This is a genomic window from Vibrio sp. 661 (assembly GCF_033339315.1).
In the GTDB taxonomy this organism is placed as follows: Bacteria; Pseudomonadota; Gammaproteobacteria; order Enterobacterales; family Vibrionaceae; genus Vibrio; species Vibrio alginolyticus.
In genome coordinates, this window is record NZ_JAWOUJ010000013.1 from 42,310 (window position 1) to 67,613 (window position 25,304).

A 25,304-nucleotide genomic window follows, 5' to 3' on the forward strand; every position below is an offset into this window, starting at 1 on the left:
ACACATCAGGCTTTTTTGATTCTGAATTGCTAGAAAAGCTTATTCACCCGCCACTTTCATGGTATCCAGTAGGATAGAGCCCGTTTGGATTTGTGAGCGCGTTTCAATATCACTACCAACCGCCACAATCTTGGTGAACATGTCTTTTAGATTACCTGCGATGGTAATTTCTGATACTGGGTATTGGATTTCGCCATTCTCAACCCAGAAGCCTGCGGCACCGCGAGAGTAATCCCCCGTTACCACGTTCACACCTTGTCCCATGACTTCTGTCACTAGAAGACCAGTACCGAGCTCTTTAAGCATTTGTTCGAAGTTTTGGCCTGTCGACTTCACGTACCAGTTATGAATCCCACCAGCGTGACCTGTCGGCGTCATCTTCATTTTACGTGCGGCATAACTGGTTAACAGATAAGTTGCTAGCACACCGTCGGTAATGATCTCACGGTCTTGAGTGTACACACCTTCACTATCGAATGGACTTGATGCCAAACCACGCAATACATGCGGACGTTCTGAGATATTGAACCATTCAGGAAGCACTTGTTTGCCTAGATGGTCAAGTAAGAAAGAAGATTTTCGGTACAGGTTACCACCGCTGATCGCCATAACGAGATGGCCAATCAAGCCTGTCGCAACATCAGCCGCAAACATGATTGGGTATTGACCTGTTTTTAGACGCTGCGCATCTAAGCGGTTAACCGTATTCTCTGCCGCCTTACGACCCACCGTTTCTGGGGTCCATAAGTCATCACGATGACGTGCCACGGTGTAGCTGTAATCACGTTCCATCTCGCCGTTTTGACCAACGCCAATTACACAACAGCTAGTACTATGGCGGCTAGACGCATAACTAGCTAATAAGCCATGGCTATTGCCATACACTTTCACGCCGTAATGACTATCATAACTCGCGCCATCACTTTGTTTGATTGCACTGTTATAACTTAGCGCCTCTTTTTCTGCTGCAATCGCCACATTGGCAGCATAGTCTGGATCGGGTGCGTCAGGGTGGAAAAGATCAAGCTCAGGGATATCTTGCACCATGTATTCTTTTGCTGCAGGGCCTGCAAATGGGTCTTCAGATGTGTAATGTGCAATATCTAGCGCCGCTATAACGGTTTGCTCGATTGCCGCTTCACTTAAATCAGACGTGGAAGCACTGCCTTTGCGTTGACCTCGGTAAACGGTAATGCCCAGCGCACCATCGCTGTTGAACTCGACATTCTCTACTTCACCCATACGAGTTGAAACACTTAAACCAGTGCTTTTAGTAATTGCGACTTCGGCGGCGTCAGATTTTGCCGATGCAAGCTTTAAGGCTCTTGCGACGGCTTGCTCTAGCTCGGTACGTTGCTCAGCAACCTGCTGTTTAATATCCATTGTCTTTCACATCTTGTCTTTGATGAACAATAGGATAACAAGAATTTCGCTTTCTCCCCATGATTCTTGTTAAAATAGTCATAATATTAATCAAAACACAGGCAACTGAAATGGCACGTAAGAATCAAAAAGCGCCATGGGAACCAGAAGAAGAGATCATCTGGGTAAGTAAATCCGAGATGAAGCGAGACATGGAAGAACTGCAAAAGCTAGGTGAGGAGCTTGTCGGCCTCAAACCTTCAGTTCTAGAAAAGTTTCCATTGAGCGAAGATTTGCGAGAAGCAATTGCTGACGCGCAACGCTTTAAAAATGAAGCGCGTCGTCGCCAATTACAACGTATTGGTAAATTGATGCGTTACGAAGATCCAGAGCCAATCCAAGCCGCACTGGATAAAATTCGTAATAAGCACTCTCAATTAACGGCGGTATTCCACAAACTTGAAGCGTTGCGTGATCGCGTAGTGGAAGAAGGTGACAAAGCCATTGATGACGTAATGGAAATGTACCCAGAAGCGGATCGTCAGCGTCTACGCCAACTTGCTCGCCAAGCAGCGAAAGAGAGAAAAGCTGGGAAACCAGCAAAAGCGTACCGCGAAATCTTTCAGATCCTTAAAGGTCTAAACGAAGAAGAGTTTTAATTCGACGGCTCAAGCAATGAGCATTCGATTTAAACGCAAAAAGCAGACGTCAATGTCTGCTTTTTTTATCTTTGGTTTTACTGTCAGCGTTACACTAAGCGATTCACGCGGTCTCCGCGCTCGAAAGCGTTAATGTTCTCAATCAAGATTTCCGCTAAACGTTGGATAGATGAGTCGCTGCCCCATGCAACATGCGGTGTAAGTAACAAATTAGGTAAACTCATATTGGCAATCAGCGGATTGCTCTCATCAGCCGGTTCTTGTGTAAAAACATCAAAACCAGCCGCTGCAATTTCTTGCTGTTTTAAGGCATCCACCAGCGCGCTCTCATCCACCAAACCTCCACGCCCTGTATTAATCAAAATGGCGTTGGACTTCATTTGTTGCAACTCAGCTTGACCAATTAAATTCTGAGTACGATCGTTGAGCGGGCAATGCAAAGTCAGCGCATCGGAGCGTTTTAATACTTCCTCAAACGGCACATAACCTGGTCTACATTCTGCCGCCCCTTTACGCTCAGAAAACAACACGGTCATTCCTAACGCTTGAGCCAGATTCGCCGTCGCTTGCCCTAGTGCCCCACTACCAACAACACCTAACGTGCTACCACCAATATCCCCGATTGGGTGAGTAAAAAAACAAAACTGCTGGTTACGCTGCCACTCACCTGCGGCAATATCTTGGTGGTACCCAAATAAATTCCGTCTTAAAGCGAATAACATTGCCATCACGTGCTCGGGCACCGAACGCGTCGCGTAACCACGTACATTAGCAACCGCAATATCATGATTAGCACAGTAGTTCACATCGACGTTGTTAAAACCAGTTGCGGCAACCGCGATCATCCGTAATTTTGGTAGTTGCTCTAATACATGTTGGTCAAGCAGGACTTTATTGCTAATCACGATATCGGCATCTGCTAACCTTTCTATTACCTGCTCAGGCGCAGTTAGGTCGTACTCACGCCAGTGGTGCGGAAAGCCAGGTCGTGGGACCTCAATATGTTCTGGGATGGTCGCTCGGTCTAAAAATACGATGCTTGGCAAAGACATAACAACTCCTTGTTCACGGCTGAAAGACAGGATACATCAACCACAGTAACGAAATAGCCAAAAATAGCGAACTAGAAAGAACCGCTGTTGAGTGCAATTGGCATTAAGGGTGTGGCAACGTTTTATAATCAGGCAATGTACGCTCTGGCGAAAAATAGTTAAAGATCATCGCCTCGGCTTCAGAATAAAAGTCACAGGGTACAAAAATACTGCTCAGCTGATCCGTAGCTGGATGATAAAAACTTAGCTCCGCAGCGTGCAACTCTAAACGTTCTGAAAACTGATACGCCTCTTCGCTTGCATAAAACTCATCACCCACAATCGCATGACCAATCGCCATCAAATGCACGCGTAACTGATGCGATCGACCAGTAATGGGGAGTAACCGCACAACGGTTGTATGGGTGCCATCAGGGTGCACTTCACGCTTCACTACTTGGAATAAAGTTTGAGATGGTTTGCCGTCGTCAAAACATACTTTTTGTCGTGGACGATTTGGCCAATCACAAATTAATGGAAGATCAATATTCCCTTCTTGCGGCTCAACATGCCCCCAAACACGTGCGTAATACACCTTGTGAGTGAGGCGATATTGGAACTGCTTTTTTAATGCTCGCTCCGCGGGTTTGTTTTTCGCCAGCAACATCAACCCTGATGTCGACATATCCAAGCGATGCACAACTTGAATTTCTGGATGCAACTCTTTGAGGCGGCTCCACATGCTGTCGTAATGCTCTGCAAGGCGACCAGGGACAGACAGCAGCCCTGATGGCTTATTCACTGCCAGAATGTCGTCATCCTCAAAAACGATATCAACCCAAGGGTCGGTGGGAGGGGTATATTCAAGCATTGCCATGGGAGATCTCTACAAAATAAAAACGCCACGATTATATACCCAAATAGCACCCAGATGCAGGATTCTGAAGAAAAGTTCAACCCAATAAAACAAAGTCAATCCTTTAGCATAAAAACTAAAAATAGCACGTTGTAAATTTAGTTTGACAACAAGACGCATAACTGAATAGAGTGCTAGATGCACACAGCATGATATTCGCAAAGAATACTTAAAATAAATACACCAAAACACAGCATTTAAAAGACATTACCGTTGCGCAGTATAGGGCGTTCGCTCAGCTTGTCATGTACTGCGGTATGTATCTCTTTAGAAAGATACATAAGATAAAAAGGACAATAAGCAATGGACTCCGCCGTTATAGATAAACCCCAATCCAAACTTTCCTTATTTTTTCGTTCGCTAGGCCCCGGCATATTAATGGCATCTGCTGCGGTCGGTGGCTCTCACCTCGTGGCATCAACCAAGGCTGGTGCGATTTATGGTTGGCAATTGGCTGCACTGATTCTGCTCGTAAACCTGTTTAAATACCCTTTTTTCCGAGCGGGCGTACAGTACACCATGGGGACAGGGCTGACCTTGGTTGAGGGCTACGCGAAATTAGGTCGGCCTTATCTATGGCTATTTCTATTTCTGAGCGTGGTATCGGCCGTCATCAATACCGCCGCTTTGTTGATGTTTAGCGCTAGCTTGCTGGGCTACTTCATTCCGTTTTCACTATCAATGGCATCACTCAGCATCATTGTGATTGTCACCTGCCTGATCATATTATTTGCTGGCCATTACAAAGCGCTCGATACGCTATCTAAGGTGATCATGTCGGTGTTAACCATCGCGACTTTACTCGCTGTTTCTATCGCCTTTGGTAACCCTGTTGAGCAAGTAGCCAACTTCGAGCCGCCGTCACCTTGGTCTATTGCGGCTATTGGTTTTATCGTCGTGACAATGGGGTGGATGCCTGCACCGATAGAGATCTCCTGTTTAACCTCAGCGTGGCTAAAACGCCAATCAAGCCAGCAAGAAGTAACATACCGCTCTGCTCTATTTGACTTTAATGTCGGTTATATTGGCACGGCGTTTCTTGCCATTATCTTTGTATCGCTAGGCTCTTTGATGCTTTATGGTTCTGGCGTTGCGCTTGAAAGCTCTGGCGTTGGCTTCTCCCACCAATTGGTTGGCTTATATGCGGCAACGATTGGCGAATGGTCTCGTTACTTGATCGCGGTAATTGCGTTTTTCTGTATCTTTGGCAGCACGATTACCGTTATTGATGGCTATTCGCGCGTTATTTCGGATTCTCAACGCTTACTGCGCTCGCAACCAGACACTAACCCTAAAACCACTTCAGCGATCATGCTGGTAGTCTCCTTACTTGCATTGGGTATTGTGGTTTTCTGGGCTTCTGCGTTATTGCCTATGCTGAACTTTGCGATGATCCTCGCCTTTATGACCACGCCATTCTTTGCTCTGCTAAATTACACCTTAGTGAGCAAAACTGAGTTACCTGAGCCTTTGGCTGTTGGACCTAAACTAAAGTGGTTGTCGATTGCAGGCCTGATTTACTTGTTTGGCTTCTTGGCTGTATTTATCTGGTGGAAGTGGTTGATGTAAATGAGATAGCTATCAGTGATTAATGCATTCCGCATAAAGAAACTAAACCGTAAATAAAGAAAAAGGTCTTCAACTGAAGACCTTTTTTTAATGAGCAATAAATACTTACTTAGTTGTGGCTCACCACAATCAAACGCAGCGAGTCGAGCTGAACCTGAGCTTGGTTGATATAACCAGTAAGCTCTTTAATTTGTGCGTCGATAGCTTCAATTTCTTCGTCACGAATATTTGGGTTCACCGCTTTCAGTGCTTGCAAACGCTCAAGCTCTGCATTCAAACTGTGCTGCATATCTTGATGAGCTTGCTTGCGTACTTCTTCGACCTTCTCTTCAATAAGAACATCACCGGCTTCAATTAAGCGGTGTACGTCTTTCTGTACCGACGTAACCAACTTGCTACCTAAGTGACGGTTTACAGGGCTGAGCTGGCGGTTAAAGCTTTCAAACTCCACTTGAGCAGACAAATCATTACCACGCGAGTCCATCATCAAACGGATTGGCGTTTTCGGTAAGAAGCGCGCGATACCACTGCGTTTTGGCGCTTGCGCATCTACCGCGTAAATCAACTCAAGAAGAATAGTCCCGACTGGTAACGCTTTGTTTTTCAATAGAGATACCGCAGACGTCCCCACCCCTTCACTCATAAGAAGATCGATACCACCCTGGATCATTGGGTGTTCCCAACTGATAAAGTGCATATCTTCACGAGATAACGCTGTATCACGATCAAACGTGATCGTCGCTCCTTCGTATGGCAGACCTGGGTAGCTTGGCACCATCATGTGCTCAGATGGGGTCACAATCAGGGCGTTTTCACCTTTATCGTCTTGATTCAAGCCAATCGTGTCAAATAGAGAAAGTGCAAAGGTGACCAGATTGGTATCGCCGTCGGTTGATTCAATTTTCTCAACGATTTGTTGTGCTTTTTCCCCGCCATTTGAATGCATTTCTAATAGGCGATCACGGCCTTGCTCCAATTGGGATTTCAGCTCTTTATTCATTTTTGCTGACGCTTCAATGATCTCATCTAGCGTGCTGGTATCACCAGAGGCAAGAATTTCAATCAGATCATCGGAGTACTTATCGTAAACAGCACGGCCTGTTGGGCAGGTTTCCGCAAAAGCGTTCAGGCCTTCATCGAACCAACGTGCTAAGATCGCTTGCGATGTGCCTTTCAGGTAAGGAACATGAATGTCGATATCGCGATTTTGACCGATACGGTCCAAACGACCAATACGTTGCTCAAGCAAGTCTGGGTTGAATGGCAAGTCGAACATGACAAGTTGGTTGGCAAACTGGAAGTTACGACCTTCAGAGCCGATTTCGCTACAGATAAGAACTTGTGCTCCACCTTCTTCTTGCGCAAAGTAAGCCGCCGCTTTGTCACGTTCAAGAATCGACATACCTTCGTGGAAAACGGTGGCGCGGATACCTTCACGCTCACGCAGTGCTTGCTCCAATTGCAGTGCGGTACTCGCACGAGAAGCAATCACGAGGATTTTCTCGCTGCGCTTCTCTTTTACTTTTTCAAGCAACCAATTCACACGCGAGTCAAACTGCCACCAGCTCGCGTCATCGCCTTCAAATTCTTGGAAAATTTCTTCCGGGTAAAGGTTCTTCATCGCACGTGCTTCAGAACTCATCTTACCGCCAATCATCCCTGCAACACGCATTGATGTAGTGTATTGCGGTGGAATATCCATTGGCATCAGATGCACGTTACGCGTAGGGAAGCCTTTGATGGCCGCGCGCGTGTTACGGAACAGAACACGCCCTGTACCATGACGATCCATCAAGTTATCGATCAGCTCTTGGCGTGCCGACGCTTTAGCTTCTTCGTCCGCTTCACTTTCGATAATGCGGAAAAGTGGTTCTACGTCTTGTTCAGACAACAACTCAGTGATCTGGTTTTTTGCTTCATTAGGTAGCTTTTCACCGGAAAAGAGTGAAGTAATCGCATCTGCTACGGGCGCGTATTGCTCTTCTTCCTCAACGAATGCTTCGTAATCATAGAAGCGGTCTGGATCCAACAAACGCAGACGAGCAAAGTGACTCTCACGACCAAGCTGCTCTGGCGTTGCAGTCAGTAGCAACACACCAGGAGTACGTTCAGCCAAGCCTTCTACCACTTGGTATTCGCGACTTGGTTTGTCTTGGCTCCACTCTAGGTGGTGCGCTTCATCGACAACCAGTAGGTCCCATTCACCTTCCAGTGCTTGTTCAAAACGCTTGCGGCTCTTGCGTAGGAAATCCAAAGAACACAGCACATATTGCTGAGTATCAAATGGGTTTTCTGCATCCGCAAACGCTTCGATACAGCGCTCTTCGTCAAAGATAGAGAAATGCAGATTGAAACGACGCATCATCTCAACCAGCCATTGATGCTGCAGTGTTTCAGGCACCACAATCAAAATGCGTTCGGCACGACCAGACAGAACTTGTTGGTGGATGATCATGCCCGCTTCGATGGTTTTACCCAAACCTACCTCATCCGCCAACAAGACGCGTGGCGCGTGACGACGGCCAACTTCGTGCGCGATGTAAAGCTGATGAGGGATCAAACCTGCACGCATACCACATAGGCCACGCATTGGGCTCTTATGCTGCTCAAACTGGTTGGTTAGCGCACGATAACGCAGAACAAAGTTGTCCATACGGTCGATTTGACCGGCGTACAACTTATCTTGAGGTTTGTTAAAACGAATTTGGTTGCTAAGAAAAATCTCACGCAGAACAACAGCGGTTTCTTGCGTGTCTTCACGAGTACCGAAATAGGTGTAAAGACCTTCATCTTCCAGTACTTCTTCTACTTTTAGAGACCAACCTTCTTGGCAATCGATGACATCCCCAACATTAAAGGTGACTCGGGTAACAGGTGCATCGTTACGTGCGTAAACTCGGTTTTCCTCTGACGCTGCAAACATCAATGTCACAGTACGAGCATCCATTGCTACAACGGTACCTAAACCTAAATCGCTTTCCGTATCGCTAATCCAGCGCTGCCCCAAAGCAAATGTCATGAATTGACTACCTCGTTATTAGTTCTTGATTCGTATTTCTTGTTGGTCTACTCATGCCCGTGGGCATGGATAATAGTTTAGATCTGATTCTGGCTTCTGCTATGCCGATAGCATTCGTCATTTCAGTATGAACTGAGTATTTTTTAAGCCAGCTCAACATGATAAATCGGACGTAGCCTATACGCAGAAAAAGGTCGCTAATCTTACTTGAAGCTGTGATTTAGGTCACGCCGAAACCGCACCAAGCAGAAACTTTTTTTCCCAAACTCTAAATGCAATCAAATTGTAAAATACTCATGCCAATTATTAAGTTGTAGAACGTAAATATTACGTATACTTCTAATGAGGGGCGTTTAAAACCATTGCATATGATTTAAGCGCGTTAGTACACGATTAGGATCAACACGGGTTTGCAGTAAGTTGTCTTGCTACTCGGTTGCACACTAGCCGACATCAGCCCGACAACCTCTATTGCAAGCAATCAGAGTTAGGTCACTTCACACCTATTTGGAAACGACCTAACAACTCGCATGCAGAGCCGTACTACGGCAAGGAGACGCTATGGGCGATACCGATCGGAAACTGTTTGTACTCGATACCAACATTCTTCTTCATGAACCCTTTGCCATCTTCTCTTTCCAAGAACACGATGTCGTTATCCCCATGACCGTGTTGGAAGAACTCGACCGAATCAAAGACAGTAAGCGCGACGTTGCAAGAGATGCGCGCGTGGCTATTCGCACCTTGGAAGATTTGTTTAAAGAAGCAACGCCAGATGAAATCTCTGAAGGCATTCCTGTTTCTAAAGACAACCCCGACCAAGGTACCATTTCCATTTTGGCGGATTTTGAACTGCAGGAAACCGTCAAAGCCTTCGCCGACAAAGCCGGTGACAACCGTATTCTCAACGCGGTGCTTTATCTGCAAAATAAACGTGCACCACGTGAAGTGGTACTGATCACGAAAGACATCAACATGCGTCTGCGAGCCAAAGGGGCTGGTGTACGCTTTGTTGAGGACTATAGAACCGACCAACTGATTGACGACATTCAATACCTAACCAAAGGCTTTCAATTGCGTGAAGGTGATTTCTGGAGCGGTATTGAGGAAGTAGAAAGCTATGCACTGGGCGGAAAAACTTACCACAAACTCAGTCGCGAACCCTTCGACCCAACCTTTATCAACCAATACGTTATTGATGAAGACAGTGACTTTGCTGGTCGCGTAGAAACCATCAATGAAGACAAGCTAACGCTTCTCGACCTGAGCCGCGAACGTCTAATGCATCGTAAGGCTTGGGACATCACACCTAAAAATATCTACCAGGGAATGGCGTTAGATGCCTTACTCGATCCAGAAATTGACTTGGTGATTCTAACGGGTGCGGCGGGTAGTGGTAAGACATTACTGGCAATGGCAGCAGCATTGGAGCAAACCATTGAAAAAAGCATGTTCGATAAAATTATCGTAACACGTAACACGCCAGATATCGGTGAATCCATCGGCTTCTTACCCGGCTCCGAAGAGGAGAAAATGATGCCGTGGTTAGCGGCGGTGACCGATACCTTGGAAGCGCTACATAAACACGATCACTGCACTGAAGGCTCATTGAAGTACATCTGCGATAAAGCCAACATTCAATTTAAATCGATCAACTTTATGCGTGGCCGTTCGATTCAAAATGCGTTTGTACTGCTTGATGAGTGTCAAAACCTCACTGCATCACAAATCAAAACCATCATCACCCGCTGTGGTGAAGGAACCAAAATCGTCTGCTCCGGTAACTTGGCGCAGATTGACTCCCATTACCTCACCCCAGTGACCTCTGGTTTGACCTACATGGTTGAACGCTTCAAGAACTTTGAAGGCAGCGCGAATATTCACCTTAACGGCGTGGTTCGTAGCCGCTTGGCGGAATTTGCTGAAGAAAACCTGTAATTGACACCGACTCACAAAGCAAAAGAGCGCTCTAATGAGCGCTCTTTTTATAACGATTCAACTGAGTTACTCAGTGCCACCCACTGTCAGTGAGTCCAGTTTCAAGGTCGGCTGACCAACACCAACTGGCACACTTTGACCTGCTTTACCACATACGCCAACGCCCTTGTCGATACTTAGGTCGTTACCGACCATAGAGACTTGCTGCATTGCTTCGATACCTGAGCCAATCAACGTCGCACCTTTAACAGGGCGCGTAATTTTACCGTTTTCAATCAAGTATGCTTCGGATGCAGAGAACACAAACTTACCCGAAGTAATGTCCACCTGGCCGCCACCAAAGTTTGGCGCATACAACCCTTTCTCGACCGTCGAGATTATTTCTTCTGGCGTATGTTCACCTGGTAGCATGTAGGTGTTGGTCATACGCGGCATTGGTAAATGTGCATAAGACTCACGACGACCGTTACCCGTTGGATTTACACCCATTAGCCGCGCGTTTAGCTTGTCTTGCATATAGCCTTTCAGCACACCATTCTCGATAAGCGTGTTGTACTGACCGTTTACCCCTTCATCATCCACATTCAGTGAACCACGAAGGTCTTTTAACGTGCCGTCATCTACGATGGTACACAGTGAAGACGTCACTTGTTGACCCATTTTTCCAGAGAACACTGACGACTCTTTGCGGTTAAAGTCACCTTCTAGTCCATGACCTACCGCTTCGTGTAGCAACACGCCAGGCCAGCCAGAACCCAATACCACTGGCATCATGCCTGCTGGTGCTGCTTCTGCTTCAAGGTTGATTAACGCCATGCGAATCGCTTCGTCTGCATAATGGAAAGCTTGTTTCACACCATTGCTTTCCGTTAAAAAGAAATCGTAACCGAAACGGCCGCCGCCACCAGCGCTACCGCGTTCACGTCGTTCGCCTTTTTGTGCGAGCACGCTAATAGACAAACGCACCAAAGGACGAATATCGCCTGCATAAGTACCGTCTGTTGCCGCAACAAGCATCTGCTCATGCACACCGCTGATGCTGATCGAGACTTCTTTAATCAATGGTTCTTTAGTGCGGATGTAAGCATCTAGAGATTTGAGCAATTCTGTTTTTTGCTGCTTTTCCCATTCAGCTAGTGGATTCACAGCGGCGTAGTACGCTTGGTTTTCGGTGCGTTTAAACGCTTGGACTTTACCATTCTGCCCTTGCTGAGCAATACCGCGCGCCGCCATTGCACTCTGCTTCAGGCCTTCAGGCTGGATTTGATCAGAGTAGGCAAAGCCGGTTTTTTCGCCAGTTACTGCACGGACACCAACACCACAATCAATGTTAAAAGAGCCATCTTTGATGATGCTGTCTTCTAGAACCAGAGACTCATGCCAGCTGGACTGAAAGTAAATGTCCGCATAATCGATCTGGCGCGTCGCAATGCTGGCAAGCGTGTCAGCAATGTCTTGTTCTGTCAGACCATTTGGGGCAAGGAGTGCCTGTTCTATTTGGTTTGTGCTCATAGTTAGCTCTTTTATTTCCGTCTCAATTCATTTTGAAAGCGACTGTGTTGAGTCAGCGGCATATTCTGCCTTACTTGTTGGCTTTGTGACAAATCTATCTCTGTCACCAATAAGCCTACTTCATCCTGAAGCTGTTTATGGATACGTCCCCAAGGGTCAACGACCATTGAGTGTCCCCATGTTTTTCGTCCACATGGATGCGTTCCAGTTTGTCCGCTTGCCAAAATCCAACATTGTGTCTCAATCGCTCTAGCTCGCAATAGTATTTCCCAGTGAGCTTGCCCCGTCACAGCGGTAAACGCAGCGGGCACCACAATGATATCCGCCCCTTCTTGACGTAATACTTTATAAAGTTCTGGGAAACGTAAATCATAACAAATGCTCAATCCAACACTGCCGATATCAGTTTCCGCAACGACTATTTGATTACCCGCCATAAACGTATCCGACTCACGATAACTACCATAACCATCGGCTACGTCGACATCAAACATATGCAGTTTGTCATAGTGAGCAATGCATTTACCGTGCGGCGGAAATACAAGTGTTGTGGTGGTGACACCTTTTGCGGTTTGAATGGGCATGCTTCCGACAATTAGCGTTAACTGGTTCTTTCTAGCGATTTCACAGAGCCGCTGTTGAATCATGCCACTGCCAAGTGGCTCTGCATGTTGATGATAAGCTTCGCGACTGGAAAATAGCACTGTATTTTCAGGAGTAAGAACAAGTTTGGCACCTTGCTTGCTCGCTAAAGCACACTGTTTTTCAATGAAGTCCAAATTCGCGTTAATATCCGGACCCGAAGTCATTTGAATAATGCCAACACGCTCCATGTGTTTCCTCCCTATTCCATTATATTCGGTGAGTTATTTGGCCTGTTCACGCAGTTTTTCTGGCAGCTTGTATTCACCTTTACTTCGCGAAATTTCTTTCACCGTTGGTGAATCTAGTGAGCCTTTCACTTCATAATTGACTTGAGTGAAGACCTCAACCACCGGAGATATCACCGTAGAGATGGCCAAGACATACAAAGCAGTTTGAGGCGCAACGGCAAACGCGGTCAGCATTGGTAGGCCTGATGTGATGTCTGGTGTGAATTTCACTTCCGCATCAACCATTCTGCTGTTCATATTAGCGATACCGCGGATTTGCATTTCCCCTGCTAACGCATCCATTACGATATCATTGGTGATAAACACACCGTCTTGGATTTTGCCCGTTCCCGTGATCGAGTTGAATGCCATGCCTTTATCGAATACGTCGGTAAAGTCGAGCTGCATCTTACGGATGATAGAATCCAAGCTAAACAAGCCTAACAAGCGTGCCGCACCACTAACTTCACTGATCACGCCTTTACCAAATTCCGTTGAGACGTTTCCTTGCAAGGTTTGTGTCTTCATTGACCAAGGTGCGCCGTCCCATTCCATATTGGCATTGATCTCAAATGGTGCTTGTTGAATGCCTGATGTAATACCAAAGCGCTCCATAAGATCGGTGTTGTTATCACCTTTCATTTTCATGGTTAAGTTGGAATGACTACTCTCTTTCGTCAGGTCCCACCAACCACTCATATCAATGCGGTTTTTGCCGCTACTAAAGGTGATATTTTTCCACTCCAAGCGGTTCTCGCGACGCTGCAAATCAACATTAACTTTGCCCACTTTGTAACCTTGCAGCCAAAAATCATCGATGTTCAAAGTTAAGTTTGGCATCTCTGCGTGAAACTTGCGGTCAAAATTGGTAATCAAAGGTGCGTTTTGATCTTCACTCGCAAAGATTGAACTGCGCTCTTTGGTCATCTCTTCAAACCCTGGGATGTACAGATGCAAGTGCTCTAGAGAGACCGATAGATCATAGGGTTTCAGATAGTTAGCTTTCCCTTTAACCTCTTGACTGTCCACATCGAGTTGCCAACTCAAATTTTTCTTGCTTGCTGAAAAATCCACATCATGAAACTCAATCCCACCGAGCTGTAAGTTTGGCGTTTCAACTTCAATGCGTGTCGGCAATGGAATGGTCGGCGTTTTCATGCTTGCCAAAACAGACGATGAAGGCTTGCTCTCAGAGACCTGCGCAAGCTCCGCCCATTGGTCTAAATTCAGTTCTTCGACACGCACCGAAGCATCGTGCCCGACAATAGGACTAATCCGGAAGCCACCTTTGCCAACCATTAAATGAGTCGCAGTCAGAACCGGGACATCGCCAGCGATATCTATCTCAGTTTGATACTTCACATTTGGGATCTGTAGTCGTGCTGAAATACTCTCTTGGTTGCCGGATGCTTGCAGTTTCGCTTGCCCAGACTCACCAATTTTTTTCGCTAAAGGATAAGGATATTGACTAGCCAGACGATTTAGCTGCGCCAGCACTTCAAGCTGATAAGTGAAACCAACATCATTGAGTTGCAAGTCAATATCCATTTGCCACGGCGCATGGCCAGAAACAAGGTTTAACCAACGCTCACCGACATAGGGTTTGAGCGGCTCGACATCCCAATCTCCTAGTGTATTAATTGTCACGTTGTAGCCTTGCTCCGCACTCTCTCCATGGAAATCAAGAGAGATAGGCTGTTGTAATAATTCGGCCGACAAACCCGATGTGGTAACCACATCATTGTCGAAGGTGATACGTCCTGTGGCGTTTTCAAGCGTCATTGGCGGCGCTTCAATATCAACACGATTTTCTGTTAAATCGGCATAACCCCAAGCGCGAGAGTCTTTCTCAAAATCAAACGGTATGTTGAGTTGAAACTCAGAGTAAACGGGCCCACTCACTTGCAGCGCTGTCAATGCGGCACCGACTGAATCCACTAATGGCGTCGCCATCATGTAGTCACGGACTTCATTACCCGGCGCGCTTGCTTTCGCTTCAATCTCGATGTGTCCACCTTCTGCCAACTCAGGGATTCGCCCAGTGATACGCTTGGCATGAACGCCATTTAGTGTGGCTGATTTTGAATCCAAATACATGGCATCATTTTCAAACAGCAAGTCTAGCTGCAAATCCGTGATGGTTGGCCATGCCGTATCAAAGCTAAATTTCGCGTCTTTTAATCCAACCCAAGCTTGGAACATGCCATTATGTTCTTTGTAAGGAAAATCACCTAACTCGCCATACCACAACAATTTCGCTGTGTTCACTTTACCGCCCTGAATCGCGGTCGAAAGATAGTCGGTCAAGTCTTGTCCAAGTGCCAGAGTCGGTAGATAGCGCCATGTTTCACCCGCGTTGTAGAGATCCGCTTCGGCATAGAACGATAAAAATGGGCTTTGTTCTTTTGGAAAATCAAGACGGAATGCCCCCAAGACTTGAAGATCAGGCGTTGCTGCCGTCACTTTATCCGCCCACAAACGCCAACCCGCATCATCTTGCTGCCAGATAATATCGACTTCACCTTGTTTGATATTCAGCGGAGCTTGGAATACATCGCCGTACGGAAAGACATCATCAATGACGGTGACTTTTGCTTTAGCTTGATTCACATCCCCCGATACGCTGCCCTGTACGTGATGAAACCCGGGTAGGAGCTCCCATTGTGTCATCGCGAGTTCATCCAGTTCAGCCGAGTAGCGTAAGGTGTCTAAACCACCATTCATTGACAATCGGACATCTTCGACCCGACCTTTCGGTGCTAGTTTGTTAATAAGGTCACTGGTCGACTCTGACTCTGGAGCCAACTTGATGAGCGGAATGAGTGCTTCGATGTCGAGTTGAGAGAGATTAAGCATCCAGCCGTTTGGTTGCCAATCAAACGCGACGTCTAACTCTGGCCAAGGGGTGTTATCGGTTCTGATCTGAAGTGAGTGGCCATTTACTTTCCAGCCTTGTTTATCTGGTCGAAGATTGAAAATTCCAGACTCAATAAACAGCTCATGATGTCCATCTTCATTCCACACCAACTCGGAAGGCAGCAATTCAACATAAGCATCATGCGGTTGGCTGTGTTTGAGCGTCAGCCAAGTATTTAAGCTGACTTTACCCGACTCTGCTCCTGACTCTTCTTGCATGTAAGTGGTCAGCCAAGGTGTGACCGAGACATCTTGAGCACTCACATAAAACTCACCAGATACATCGAGCAACGAGCCATGATCTTTAAAGTTAGCGCTTACTAACAATGAGTTCAGGCGAACATCAGCAATGCTAACCGTGCCTTCGGCTACGTGACGCTTCCCTTGATTACTCCAACGAAGCTGCTCAATATCTAAACGGCGAGTTTCACCTGACACAGACTTATACCAAATCCGTGAATCGCTAATAGTGAAGTCTTCGAACTGACGTAAAAGAAGTGAGTCGAGTTGGTCAATGAGTTTCACTTCGCTCTTATCCACTTCAGGCTTCGGTTCTTGACGATGAGAAGTCGGCAGAATGTCTACCGTGTGAATGTCTAAAGCGAGGTTATGAATGGTAAGGTCTGCAACTACAGGTTTAAGTTGAAAAAGAGATTGAATAAGGTCGAACTCAATTTGGACTTCTTCAACAGCGAAGCGTGCATCTTGCACGTTTGGTAGATTTGCCTCTAAACCCAGTAACGCAATTGAGGGATGATTATTGCGCCACGTCCCTGCGACATTAGCAATAGAAACGTCAAAACCTGTGCCTTGTTTGACCCAGGTTTTGATCTCATCTTGGAAATGGTTAAGTTGCGGCAATGTGACGCGCAGCGTGGTCACTAATATGGCTAATAACACCAATACAGTAACTAAACTCCACGCACAAAAACGCACAAAACGGTTAACACCAGAATTCACAAATGTTCCAAATTACATCATTACGACGTCAAACTGTTCCTGAATGTACAGGGGTTCAGCCTGAACTCGCACTTGCTTGCCAATAAATACTTCGAGCTCAGCCAACGCATGAGACTCATCGCCCAATAGCGCTTCAGCAACAAACGGCGATGCGTACACGACAAAATTATCGGCGTCGTAAGCACGGTTCACACGAGTAATCTCGCGTAATATCTCAAAGCATACGGTTTCGACCGTTTTCACGCTGCCACGGCCTTCACAAGTAGGACAGCCAGAACACAAGATATGTTCAATACTTTCTCGCGTACGCTTACGCGTCATTTCAACTAAGCCAAGCTGGGTAAAGCCGTTGATGTTGGTTTTTACTCGGTCTTTCGCAAGTGCCGTTTCCAGTGAGGTAAGTACTCGCTGACGATGCTCTTCGGATGCCATATCGATAAAATCAATAATGATGATACCGCCGAGGTTACGTAAACGTAGCTGACGCGCAATAGCTTGCGTTGCCTCAATATTGGTATTGAAGATAGTCTCTTCGAGATTACGACGACCAACAAATGCACCCGTGTTGATATCGATGGTGGTCATGGCTTCGGTTTGATCGATGATCAAATAGCCGCCCGACTTTAGCTCGACCTTGCGCTCTAAAGAACGCTGAATTTCGTTTTCAGTGTCGTACATGTCAAAGATTGGCTTGTCACCTTCGTAAAGCTCAAGCTTATCTGTTAACTCCGGTACATACTCAGAAGTGAATTCTTTCAGGTTTTCATATTCAAGGCGGGAGTCGACCATGATCTTATCGAGCTCTGTGCCAACAAAGTCACGCAGAATGCGTTGAGCTAAGCCGAGTTCACCGTAAAGTGTTGAACGCGTTTTGTATTTTGAGCGACGCTCCATGACTTTTAACCACAAACGCTTTAAAAATGCCGCATCTTGAGAGAGCTCTTTTTCATCGGCGCCTTCTGCCGCGGTACGAATGATAAAACCACCGTGCTCATCGCAGTAATGGTTCACCACCTTTTTCAAACGCTCGCGCTCTTTTTCACTTTCAATACGCTGCGAAACACCGACATGGCTGGCCCCCGGCATAAAAACAAGATAACGCGAAGGTAAGGTGATATCCGTCGTTAAACGCGCACCTTTCGTGCCGAGCGGATCTTTGACCACTTGCACAACAATGTCTTGTCCCTGGCGTACCAGTTCAGAGATATCACGGACTTGAAACTGCTGTTTTTCGTTTTCTGCCACACATTCGGTATGAGGAACAATATCTGACGCATGTAAAAACGCCGCTTTATCTAAACCAATGTCGACGAAAGCCGCCTGCATACCTGGTAACACTCGGCTTACTTTGCCTTTGTATATATTGCCCACAATACCGCGACGCGATTCGCGCTCGATATGTATTTCTTGTAGTACTCCACCTTCAATCATGGCCACACGAGTTTCACTCGGGGTCACGTTAAGCAGCAATTCTGCACTCATGTGCACACCTCAAAACAATTATAAAAATTCTTGAATTAGCTGATCGGTTTCGAACAAAGGTAAGCCTACTACAGCGTGATAACTGCCTTCGATTCGGGTGACAAATCGCCCTCCGAGTCCCTGAATACCATAACTTCCAGCTTTATCGCATGGCTCTCCTGACTGCCAATATTGTTCGATTTCTTCGTGAGTCAGTGGTTTGAACCACACGTCAGTGGTAACGACCACTGAATGTTGTTGTTCCGATGATACAACGCTCACCGCAGTCATCACTTGATGGCGACGACCCGATAAGTCAGTAAGCATACGCTTTGAATCTTCAAAACTTTTTGGTTTTTCTAGCACACGGTCATCGCATACTACGACCGTATCAGAGCCCAATACAACGGAATCAGGCTTAGCCAACGCTAAGCCTGCCTGAGCTTTTTCCAAAGAAAGACGCAACACGTAATCTCGTGCTTGCTCATGAGCCTGTTTGGCTTCCTCAATATCAGGCAATACGATCTCAAAATCATAACCCAGTTGAGCAAGCAGCTCTTTTCTTCTCGGAGAACCCGATGCGAGAACGAGAGATAAGCTTTTCTTCACCGCTTTACCTTACGTGCCATGCACGACGAACTCGTCGCATTAATAAAAACATCCATGGCCAAAGTATACAGTTTATTGCCGCCGTCCACAGAGATAATGGATTAAATACTACGTCCTGGTTCAAATATTCCCCACAGAATATCAAAACTTCCAATAACGCAGTAAAAAAGGCAATTAAAATCGACTGTTGCCACAATGCCATGTTGCGAATCAACAGGAAATTCAGCGCCACAAGGTAGATAACGATCGACATCATCATGCCACGAATTCCAAGCGTTGAGCCGATCAAAATGTCCCATAATAAGCCCAACACTAGCGCAGTTCCGACGTTCACTCGGTGCGGTAGTGCCAACACCCAATAACACGTAACAAGGAACAACCATGAAGGGCGTAACACATCTAACACACCTGGCCATGGAATGGTTTGCAGTACCAGCGCAACGAAGAAACTGACGCCAATCACCATTCGGCTACTCAATACATTATTGGCCATCGGTTACCTCTTGTTCTTGCTCTAACCCTTCATCTACATTGGACCGCAGTACTTTGTGTTGACGGTCTTCATTCGGCCAAATCAGCAGTAGGTAGCGTAAGCGATCAAACTCCACAACCGGCTCAGCCTTGATTGAGGCGAACTCTTGACGCGTATCGTGATCCACATTGGTAACCGTCGCGACTGGGTATCCCTCAGGGTAAATACCACCTAAACCGGATGTCACCAATAAATCACCAACCTGAATATCTGTGCTGGTTGGAATGTGCTCTAGTTGGATTTCATCCATTTCACCATTGCCCGATGCGATCACTCGGATATCATTGCGGATCACCTGGACAGGAATTGCATTTTTCGCGTCCGTTAGCAGCAGAACACGTGCGTTGTGCGCTGCGACAAACGTGACCTGACCGACGATGCCTTTCTCGTTGATAACAGGCTGACCAACGTAAACACCATCAATACGGCCTTTATCGATCACCACTTGATGACGATAAGGTGAAGTATCAACCGCCATTACTTCTGTCACGACTTTCTTTTCATCACGGACAAATGAAGATCCTAACAACTTACGTAAGCGTTGGTTTTCTTCTTTATATTGGTCGAGCAAGATAAGCTCGCTTTTCAGGCGTAGCACTTCTCGCTTTAAGCTGCGATTGCCTTCAACCAATGCCTGATGAGAATTAAAACGTTCAAATACGCCATCGAACATACTACGAGGCAAATTCGCTGCGTACTGAATCGGTGCAACCATACTGTTTAGTAGGTATCGAACGTTGGAAAACGTATCTAGACGACTATCGGCCAGCATTAAGCTCGCCGACACGATGACAGCAAAAAACAGACGTAATTGCAGAGACGGACCTCTGCCGAAAATCGGTTTCATCTTGTTTTTGACCTGATTGCTTCCATGATTATTGAGCCTTACTTGGCAACCTAAAAATACTTGACTAAATACTTTTAGGTATGGAGCATGTTTGAATTACAGAGAGAGCAGAAATGAAGGTGAAGCCCGACATGAGCTTCACCTAAACCTTTATTCTTCAGAGAACAGATCGCCACCGTGCATGTCGATCATTTCTAGTGCTTTACCGCCACCACGCGCAACACACGTTAGTGGATCTTCCGCGATAACCACAGGAATACCAGTTTCTTCCATTAGTAAACGGTCTAGGTCTTTAAGTAGTGCACCACCACCGGTTAGTACCATACCGTTTTCAGAAATGTCTGAAGCAAGCTCTGGTGGACACTGTTCTAGTGCAACCATGACTGCTGATACGATGCCAGATAGCGGCTCTTGAAGCGCTTCTAGGATCTCGTTTGAGTTCAAGCTAAAGCTGCGTGGCACACCTTCTGCAAGGTTACGACCGCGAACTTCAATCTCTTGAACTTCATCACCAGGGTAAGCAGAACCGATTTCGTGTTTGATCTTTTCAGCCGTTGCTTCACCAATCAAGCTACCGTAGTTACGACGTACGTAGTTGATCACAGCTTCATCAAAGCGGTCACCACCGATACGTACAGACGATGAGTAAACCACGCCGTTTAGAGAGATAACGGCAACTTCAGTTGTACCACCACCGATATCGACCACCATTGAACCTGTCGGCTCAGATACGCGTAAACCAGCACCAATTGCCGCCGCCATTGGCTCGTCGATTAGGTAAACTTCACGGGCACCAGCACCAAGTGCTGATTCACGAATTGCGCGACGCTCAACTTGGGTAGAACCACAAGGAACACAAACAAGAACACGTGGGCTTGGCTTTAGGATGCTGTTATCGTGCACTTGCTTGATAAAGTGCTGAAGCATTTTTTCGGTTACGTAGAAGTCAGCAATTACGCCGTCTTTCATTGGGCGAATAGCGGAAATGTTGCCAGGTGTACGACCAAGCATCTGTTTTGCTGCGTGACCGACTGCAGCAACGCTTTTTGCAGAACCTACACGATCTTGACGAATAGCAACTACAGAAGGTTCATCAAGGACAATTCCTTGCCCTTTTACGTAAATTAGAGTGTTGGCTGTACCTAAATCGATAGATAGATCGTTAGAAAACATGCCACGAAGTTTCTTAAACATACTCTTCGCTCATCCTGCAAAAATATAGAAGACAAAAATTGCTCTAAATGTACCAATGCCTCGCTGTCACAGCAAGGTATTGGTACACAAACATGAGCAGAAAGCCTCAATTTCTTGCAGTTTCCTAACTTAAGGGCAAAAACCTAAGTTGTTACTGTCCGGTTAACCCTGGCTCACCACGGTAAATCACACGGTCATTACCACGGTGAATACCGAAGGTGACGACGGAGGATGGGTTTTCTTCACCAGCTTTCTTATTGTCCCAGTTGTACTTGAGCCAAGGGCGTGCGTCTAAATCTAACCACACACGTGTTTGTTGGCGGTACGGACTTGCTTGCTCTGCGGTCACGGTACGTGAAACACCGGAAGAAACCACACCACCGTCACCTAACGAGACATCGGTCGGCGCTGCATTTGTTCCCGTAGGCCAAATGTGATTTTGAGCGGCGGTCACACCGGCCACATCGGTTTGGCTATCATCGGTGTTGGTGATGAAACGGCTGCCGTTCCAATACTCGGTTCTCAGTGGGATATACAAGGTCGTACCTTGGTTGCCACCTACATCGTCCAAGTCAATTCGACCAAAACGGATATCGGGTTGGACTTTAAGTTCTTTTGTACCAATCGTTACACCCGACTTATCTATTGAGTCCAATGACAAATCAATAGAAATTGAAGTGTCATTGGACTTTTCAAGATAATTTAATGGACCATCTGGCTGAGTAATAACTTTTTCCCATAAAAGTGCATTAGCACTGAATTTTCCAACACTTTGTCCTGATACGTATGGTTTGTTGCTGCTGTTTAACCATTCACCTGAATATGTGTTTGGGGCACTGAATCTACCTATATATTTGGAGTCACTTTCATACAAGTTAAACTTCGCGAAGTGATCATCGAAATAAGCATAGTTACGCAGCGCTCCGCCCCCTTTCGTCAACGCTTCAATATAGAATTGCTTTAGTCCAAAAGGCTGTCTCATATACGTAAAACTTTGCTCATTGGGGTATGCCCAACGAGTGGACATATCAGCGTCTATATTTTCGTAAACGCTAAATTGTCCGGGATAAAAACGACCAACCGTCAAATTACCATCTTGGATTTTAAACGCACTACTACCAAGATACACAGACGTACCTAAATCATCACCATTCGCGTCCGTTGCAATCGGTGCTTGCGCCTTAAACTCAAAAGCCCCCACGTCAGTCACAGATTGAGCAAACGTCACACTGCCATTAGACCATTGACTTGATTCAGGTAACTCATCATTCAAAAGTTGGGCTGATGCTCCAACTGATGGGTACTTAACCTCGTTGCTGATTGCAATCGTCTCTTCATGGTAGTTTTTCGCTACAGAGCCATCATCTTGATAAGCGGTAATGGTCATATCAAACTCTTCACCCGCAGCTAAAAATCCTACTGAACAGCCATCATCACTGTTGTTACAAGTGCCATCTTGGGCAGTAGTACTAGTTGCATTTACTTCAAGGTACGCCGGGAAGCTAACAAAACTACTTAAGTTCTCTGATTCAGAATCATCTTTAATTCTTGCTTTAACACTAACTTTTCCTACTTCAGGATAACGAAGATCAAAACTAGCTTTCCCACTAGATGTAAAGTATACATTATCAATGGATGTCCATTCTGTTGTTTTGAGCTGTACTGGTTCGCCAAATTTTCCGTTTGAATTTTTAAAGCGAACAGAGACCGTTTCACCAGATTCTGGCTGCTCGTACGCAAACCTCATTTCAATATTCTTGACAATATCTGTCTCTGGCATCGAAGATACAGACTCACACAAACTGACAAACGGGGTATTGCTGTATTTGCTGTACTGGTTGCCGCTTTCATCAAAGAATGGCAGAGAGGCAACTTTATCGGGAACACCGACAGTAATCGAGCTATCAAAAACTATGGTACACGCAGAATTAAAATCATTTTCCCCATTTAGTTTACATTTTATAGGCTCAATATTCGGAGCCTCAATGGACATTTTCTCAAGACCAAGTTTGGCACTACCTGCTCCCTGTGAACGAATTTGCAAATTAATCCGATCATTAAATTTCAGAACTCTTAATGGAATGCTCTCTCCATTAGAGTCCTGCCACTCAGCATTTGATAAATCTTTCAGTATAACTTCTAGCTCTTTAGGATTGGTTAAATTACCAGGGTAAGTCTCAGTACATTGGGAATTCATACAAGCACTTAAAGTCACTCGTTGCGCTTCACAAACATCTCCCGAACCGTCATATTCAAATCGGAAATGGTCTATTTTAGGCTCTCGATTGAATCGGTCGGCACATAACTTCATATTTGCCACTTCATGGATATTCGTATTAGCACCAGTACCCGCAGTGATTGAGACCATAAAGTTTTCTGGTGGTTCTGGCTGTCCGAAATTCTTCATTACATCGAATGGCTCTATGATAGATTCCCATTCCGAACCATTAATTTTCCGCTCAATTGATACCCAAACACCACTCTCTCGCCCAGGAATATCTTCCCGACTATCAACTATCATTCTATAACGATGAACATCCGATGGTGCTCTACCTACCAAATAATTGCCGTGACTATTCCAGCCTCCTTTCTCATCTAGAGAGCCCACACTGGTGTTGTTTTTAATAAATTTATAACCGCCAAACCAAGCATTGGACAAAGAGCCATTGAAGGTTTTTTGATAACCCGCTCCACGTATAGTAATCGAGTGTTTTTTCCGACCCGGCCTATATTGTCGATCTTCAAAGCTACCTTGTTCGGAGAAGTTACCATACTCATCAATACCAAATGCTATCCACCCCCCAGCAAAGCCTTCCATATCGGGTTTGACACCATAACCAAGAGCGCCACCTGTCGCACCTGGTGAGGGTGGTATATTTGAGTCAGATAGCACAATAGCAATACCATCACCGCCAGGGTTGGTATTAGAATCACGAGCATAATGATCAAATTCGATTTGAACTATATTATCTTTCGACGGAATTGTCTCCTTGTATGCGGAAGCTGTCGATTGATCATTTTGGTTAGTAGATACTTGAAAACGCTCGTCAACCACATTTGGCGTAGTCGTACTAGCTGTGCGCCCCATTACCGTCCAGTTTTGTAAGGGCTTCTCACCAGTGAAGTCTTCATTAATACAGACTTGAGGGTCAGGTAAAGTTGGAGTATCAGGAACCAATTCTGGACAAAGTGAGGCTAGCGCCTCTATTGGGCACTCTCCGGTCTGAGGAAGCTGACAATTGGGATCATCTACACCACAATAAATGGCGTTGTCATTGAAATCGTAAGAATTTGATAGCGAGTTAACAGAACCACAGACGGTCGAGCTTTTTACTGTAGCTTGCCCATGGGACTGGATCGCTTCACTAAGCGCATAAACGCCTCGGTTTTGATCGAGTTTAGAGTTATTCAAAGAGACTTGACTATCTGTTGATTCTACCCGACCACAAACCAATGAGTTTTTAATATCGACTTTATGTAGAGCGAGAATATTTCCGTGTACTTCGTTACTGTCTTCTAAAATAACTTCTAAGCCCCTACTGGTAACGTCACCAGTAACCTTGGTTGCCTTTAATGTAACTTTACTTGAAGCAGTAATATTACCTTGAATTTCATTCCCGCTTTGCTCGGTTTTGATTTCACCGCCTTGGCTGGTAACTGCGCCACCTACTTGAGTTTTTTTAAGTGTAATATTGCCGCTAGCTGTCACGCTACCATTGATAGTATTGGTGCCGCCTTCGGTTTTTATCTCACCTTTACTTGTCACATCGCCTTCAACTGTGGTCTGTTTAAACGTAATGTTTCTGTCGGCTGTCACGTTACCATTGATGGTATTGGTGCCGCCTTCGGTTTTTATCTCACCTTTACTTGTCACATCGCCTTCAACTGTGGTCTGTTTAAACGTAAT

The 25,304-nt window shown here is 45.8% G+C and carries 16 protein-coding genes; 3 read left to right on the plus strand and 13 right to left on the minus strand.

The features are described 5' to 3' along the window. Positions 1 to 39: 39 nt before the first annotated feature. Positions 40 to 1,383, minus strand: coding sequence for a metalloprotease PmbA (gene pmbA / locus R7P69_RS18740; protein ID WP_005381122.1), 1,344 nt, complete (start codon positions 1,381 to 1,383; stop codon positions 40 to 42). A gap of 110 nt (positions 1,384 to 1,493) precedes the next feature. Here pmbA and yjgA point away from each other — a divergent pair, with 110 nt between their 5' ends. Next, positions 1,494 to 2,021, plus strand: a complete 528-nt coding sequence (yjgA, locus tag R7P69_RS18745; protein ID WP_025767614.1) for a ribosome biogenesis factor YjgA — start codon at positions 1,494 to 1,496, stop codon at positions 2,019 to 2,021. 89 nt (positions 2,022 to 2,110) lie between these two features. Here yjgA and R7P69_RS18750 read toward each other — a convergent pair whose 3' ends face one another. Both R7P69_RS18750 and rluA read right to left on the minus strand, forming a co-directional pair. Then, positions 2,111 to 3,073 (minus strand): D-2-hydroxyacid dehydrogenase, encoded by a 963-nt coding sequence (locus R7P69_RS18750; protein ID WP_151514342.1) that lies wholly within the window; start codon positions 3,071 to 3,073, stop codon positions 2,111 to 2,113. Between the two features lie 103 nt (positions 3,074 to 3,176). Further along, positions 3,177 to 3,929, minus strand: a complete 753-nt coding sequence (gene rluA, locus R7P69_RS18755; protein ID WP_042523486.1) for a bifunctional tRNA pseudouridine(32) synthase/23S rRNA pseudouridine(746) synthase RluA — start codon at positions 3,927 to 3,929, stop codon at positions 3,177 to 3,179. A 342-nt stretch (positions 3,930 to 4,271) separates the two neighbouring features. On the opposite strand from rluA, the gene R7P69_RS18760 reads away from it, so the two are divergent. Next, positions 4,272 to 5,537, plus strand: a complete 1,266-nt coding sequence (locus R7P69_RS18760; protein ID WP_005381130.1) for an NRAMP family divalent metal transporter — start codon at positions 4,272 to 4,274, stop codon at positions 5,535 to 5,537. A 109-nt stretch (positions 5,538 to 5,646) separates the two neighbouring features. Here the strand turns inward: R7P69_RS18760 and rapA are convergent, their stop codons facing one another. Continuing rightward, entirely contained in the window at positions 5,647 to 8,556 is a 2,910-nt protein-coding gene (gene rapA / locus R7P69_RS18765) for an RNA polymerase-associated protein RapA (protein ID WP_005388434.1), read from the minus strand. Between the two features lie 561 nt (positions 8,557 to 9,117). Here rapA and R7P69_RS18770 point away from each other — a divergent pair. Continuing rightward, entirely contained in the window at positions 9,118 to 10,494 is a 1,377-nt protein-coding gene (locus R7P69_RS18770; protein WP_005381133.1) for a PhoH family protein, read from the plus strand. Between the two features lie 66 nt (positions 10,495 to 10,560). Here the strand turns inward: R7P69_RS18770 and tldD are convergent, their stop codons facing one another. The 9 genes from tldD to R7P69_RS18815 form a co-directional block, all read right to left on the minus strand. Continuing rightward, positions 10,561 to 12,006: a metalloprotease TldD gene (gene tldD / locus R7P69_RS18775; protein ID WP_005381134.1), complete on the minus strand. Its 1,446-nt coding sequence runs from the start codon at positions 12,004 to 12,006 to the stop codon at positions 10,561 to 10,563. 11 nt (positions 12,007 to 12,017) lie between these two features. Beyond that, positions 12,018 to 12,839 carry a carbon-nitrogen hydrolase family protein gene (locus R7P69_RS18780; protein ID WP_225478040.1) on the minus strand — a complete coding sequence of 274 codons (822 nt, stop codon included), beginning with the start codon at positions 12,837 to 12,839 and terminating at the stop codon, positions 12,018 to 12,020. Between the two features lie 33 nt (positions 12,840 to 12,872). Further along, positions 12,873 to 16,754, minus strand: coding sequence for a YhdP family protein (locus R7P69_RS18785; protein ID WP_238952124.1), 3,882 nt, complete (start codon positions 16,752 to 16,754; stop codon positions 12,873 to 12,875). 12 nt (positions 16,755 to 16,766) lie between these two features. Further along, positions 16,767 to 18,236: a ribonuclease G gene (rng, locus tag R7P69_RS18790; RefSeq protein ID WP_005381138.1), complete on the minus strand. Its 1,470-nt coding sequence runs from the start codon at positions 18,234 to 18,236 to the stop codon at positions 16,767 to 16,769. An 18-nt stretch (positions 18,237 to 18,254) separates the two neighbouring features. Next, the gene (locus tag R7P69_RS18795) at positions 18,255 to 18,824 is read right to left on the minus strand and encodes a Maf family protein (RefSeq protein WP_005381139.1); all 570 of its coding nucleotides are present in this window, start codon (positions 18,822 to 18,824) and stop codon (positions 18,255 to 18,257) included. A 4-nt stretch (positions 18,825 to 18,828) separates the two neighbouring features. Further along, on the minus strand, positions 18,829 to 19,317 hold the full coding sequence (mreD, locus tag R7P69_RS18800; protein WP_005381141.1) for a rod shape-determining protein MreD: 489 nt from the start codon (positions 19,315 to 19,317) through the stop codon (positions 18,829 to 18,831). Further along, positions 19,307 to 20,203: a rod shape-determining protein MreC gene (gene mreC, locus R7P69_RS18805; RefSeq protein WP_005381142.1), complete on the minus strand. Its 897-nt coding sequence runs from the start codon at positions 20,201 to 20,203 to the stop codon at positions 19,307 to 19,309. Before mreC ends, mreD begins: the two co-directional genes overlap by 11 nt. Positions 20,204 to 20,353: 150 nt before the next feature. After that, complete coding sequence (locus R7P69_RS18810) at positions 20,354 to 21,397, minus strand: rod shape-determining protein (protein WP_005381144.1); 1,044 nt, start codon at positions 21,395 to 21,397, stop codon at positions 20,354 to 20,356. Between the two features lie 151 nt (positions 21,398 to 21,548). Further along, positions 21,549 to 25,304 (minus strand): DUF6701 domain-containing protein (locus tag R7P69_RS18815; protein WP_318076811.1); only part of this gene is annotated, 3,756 nt, incomplete at its 5' end.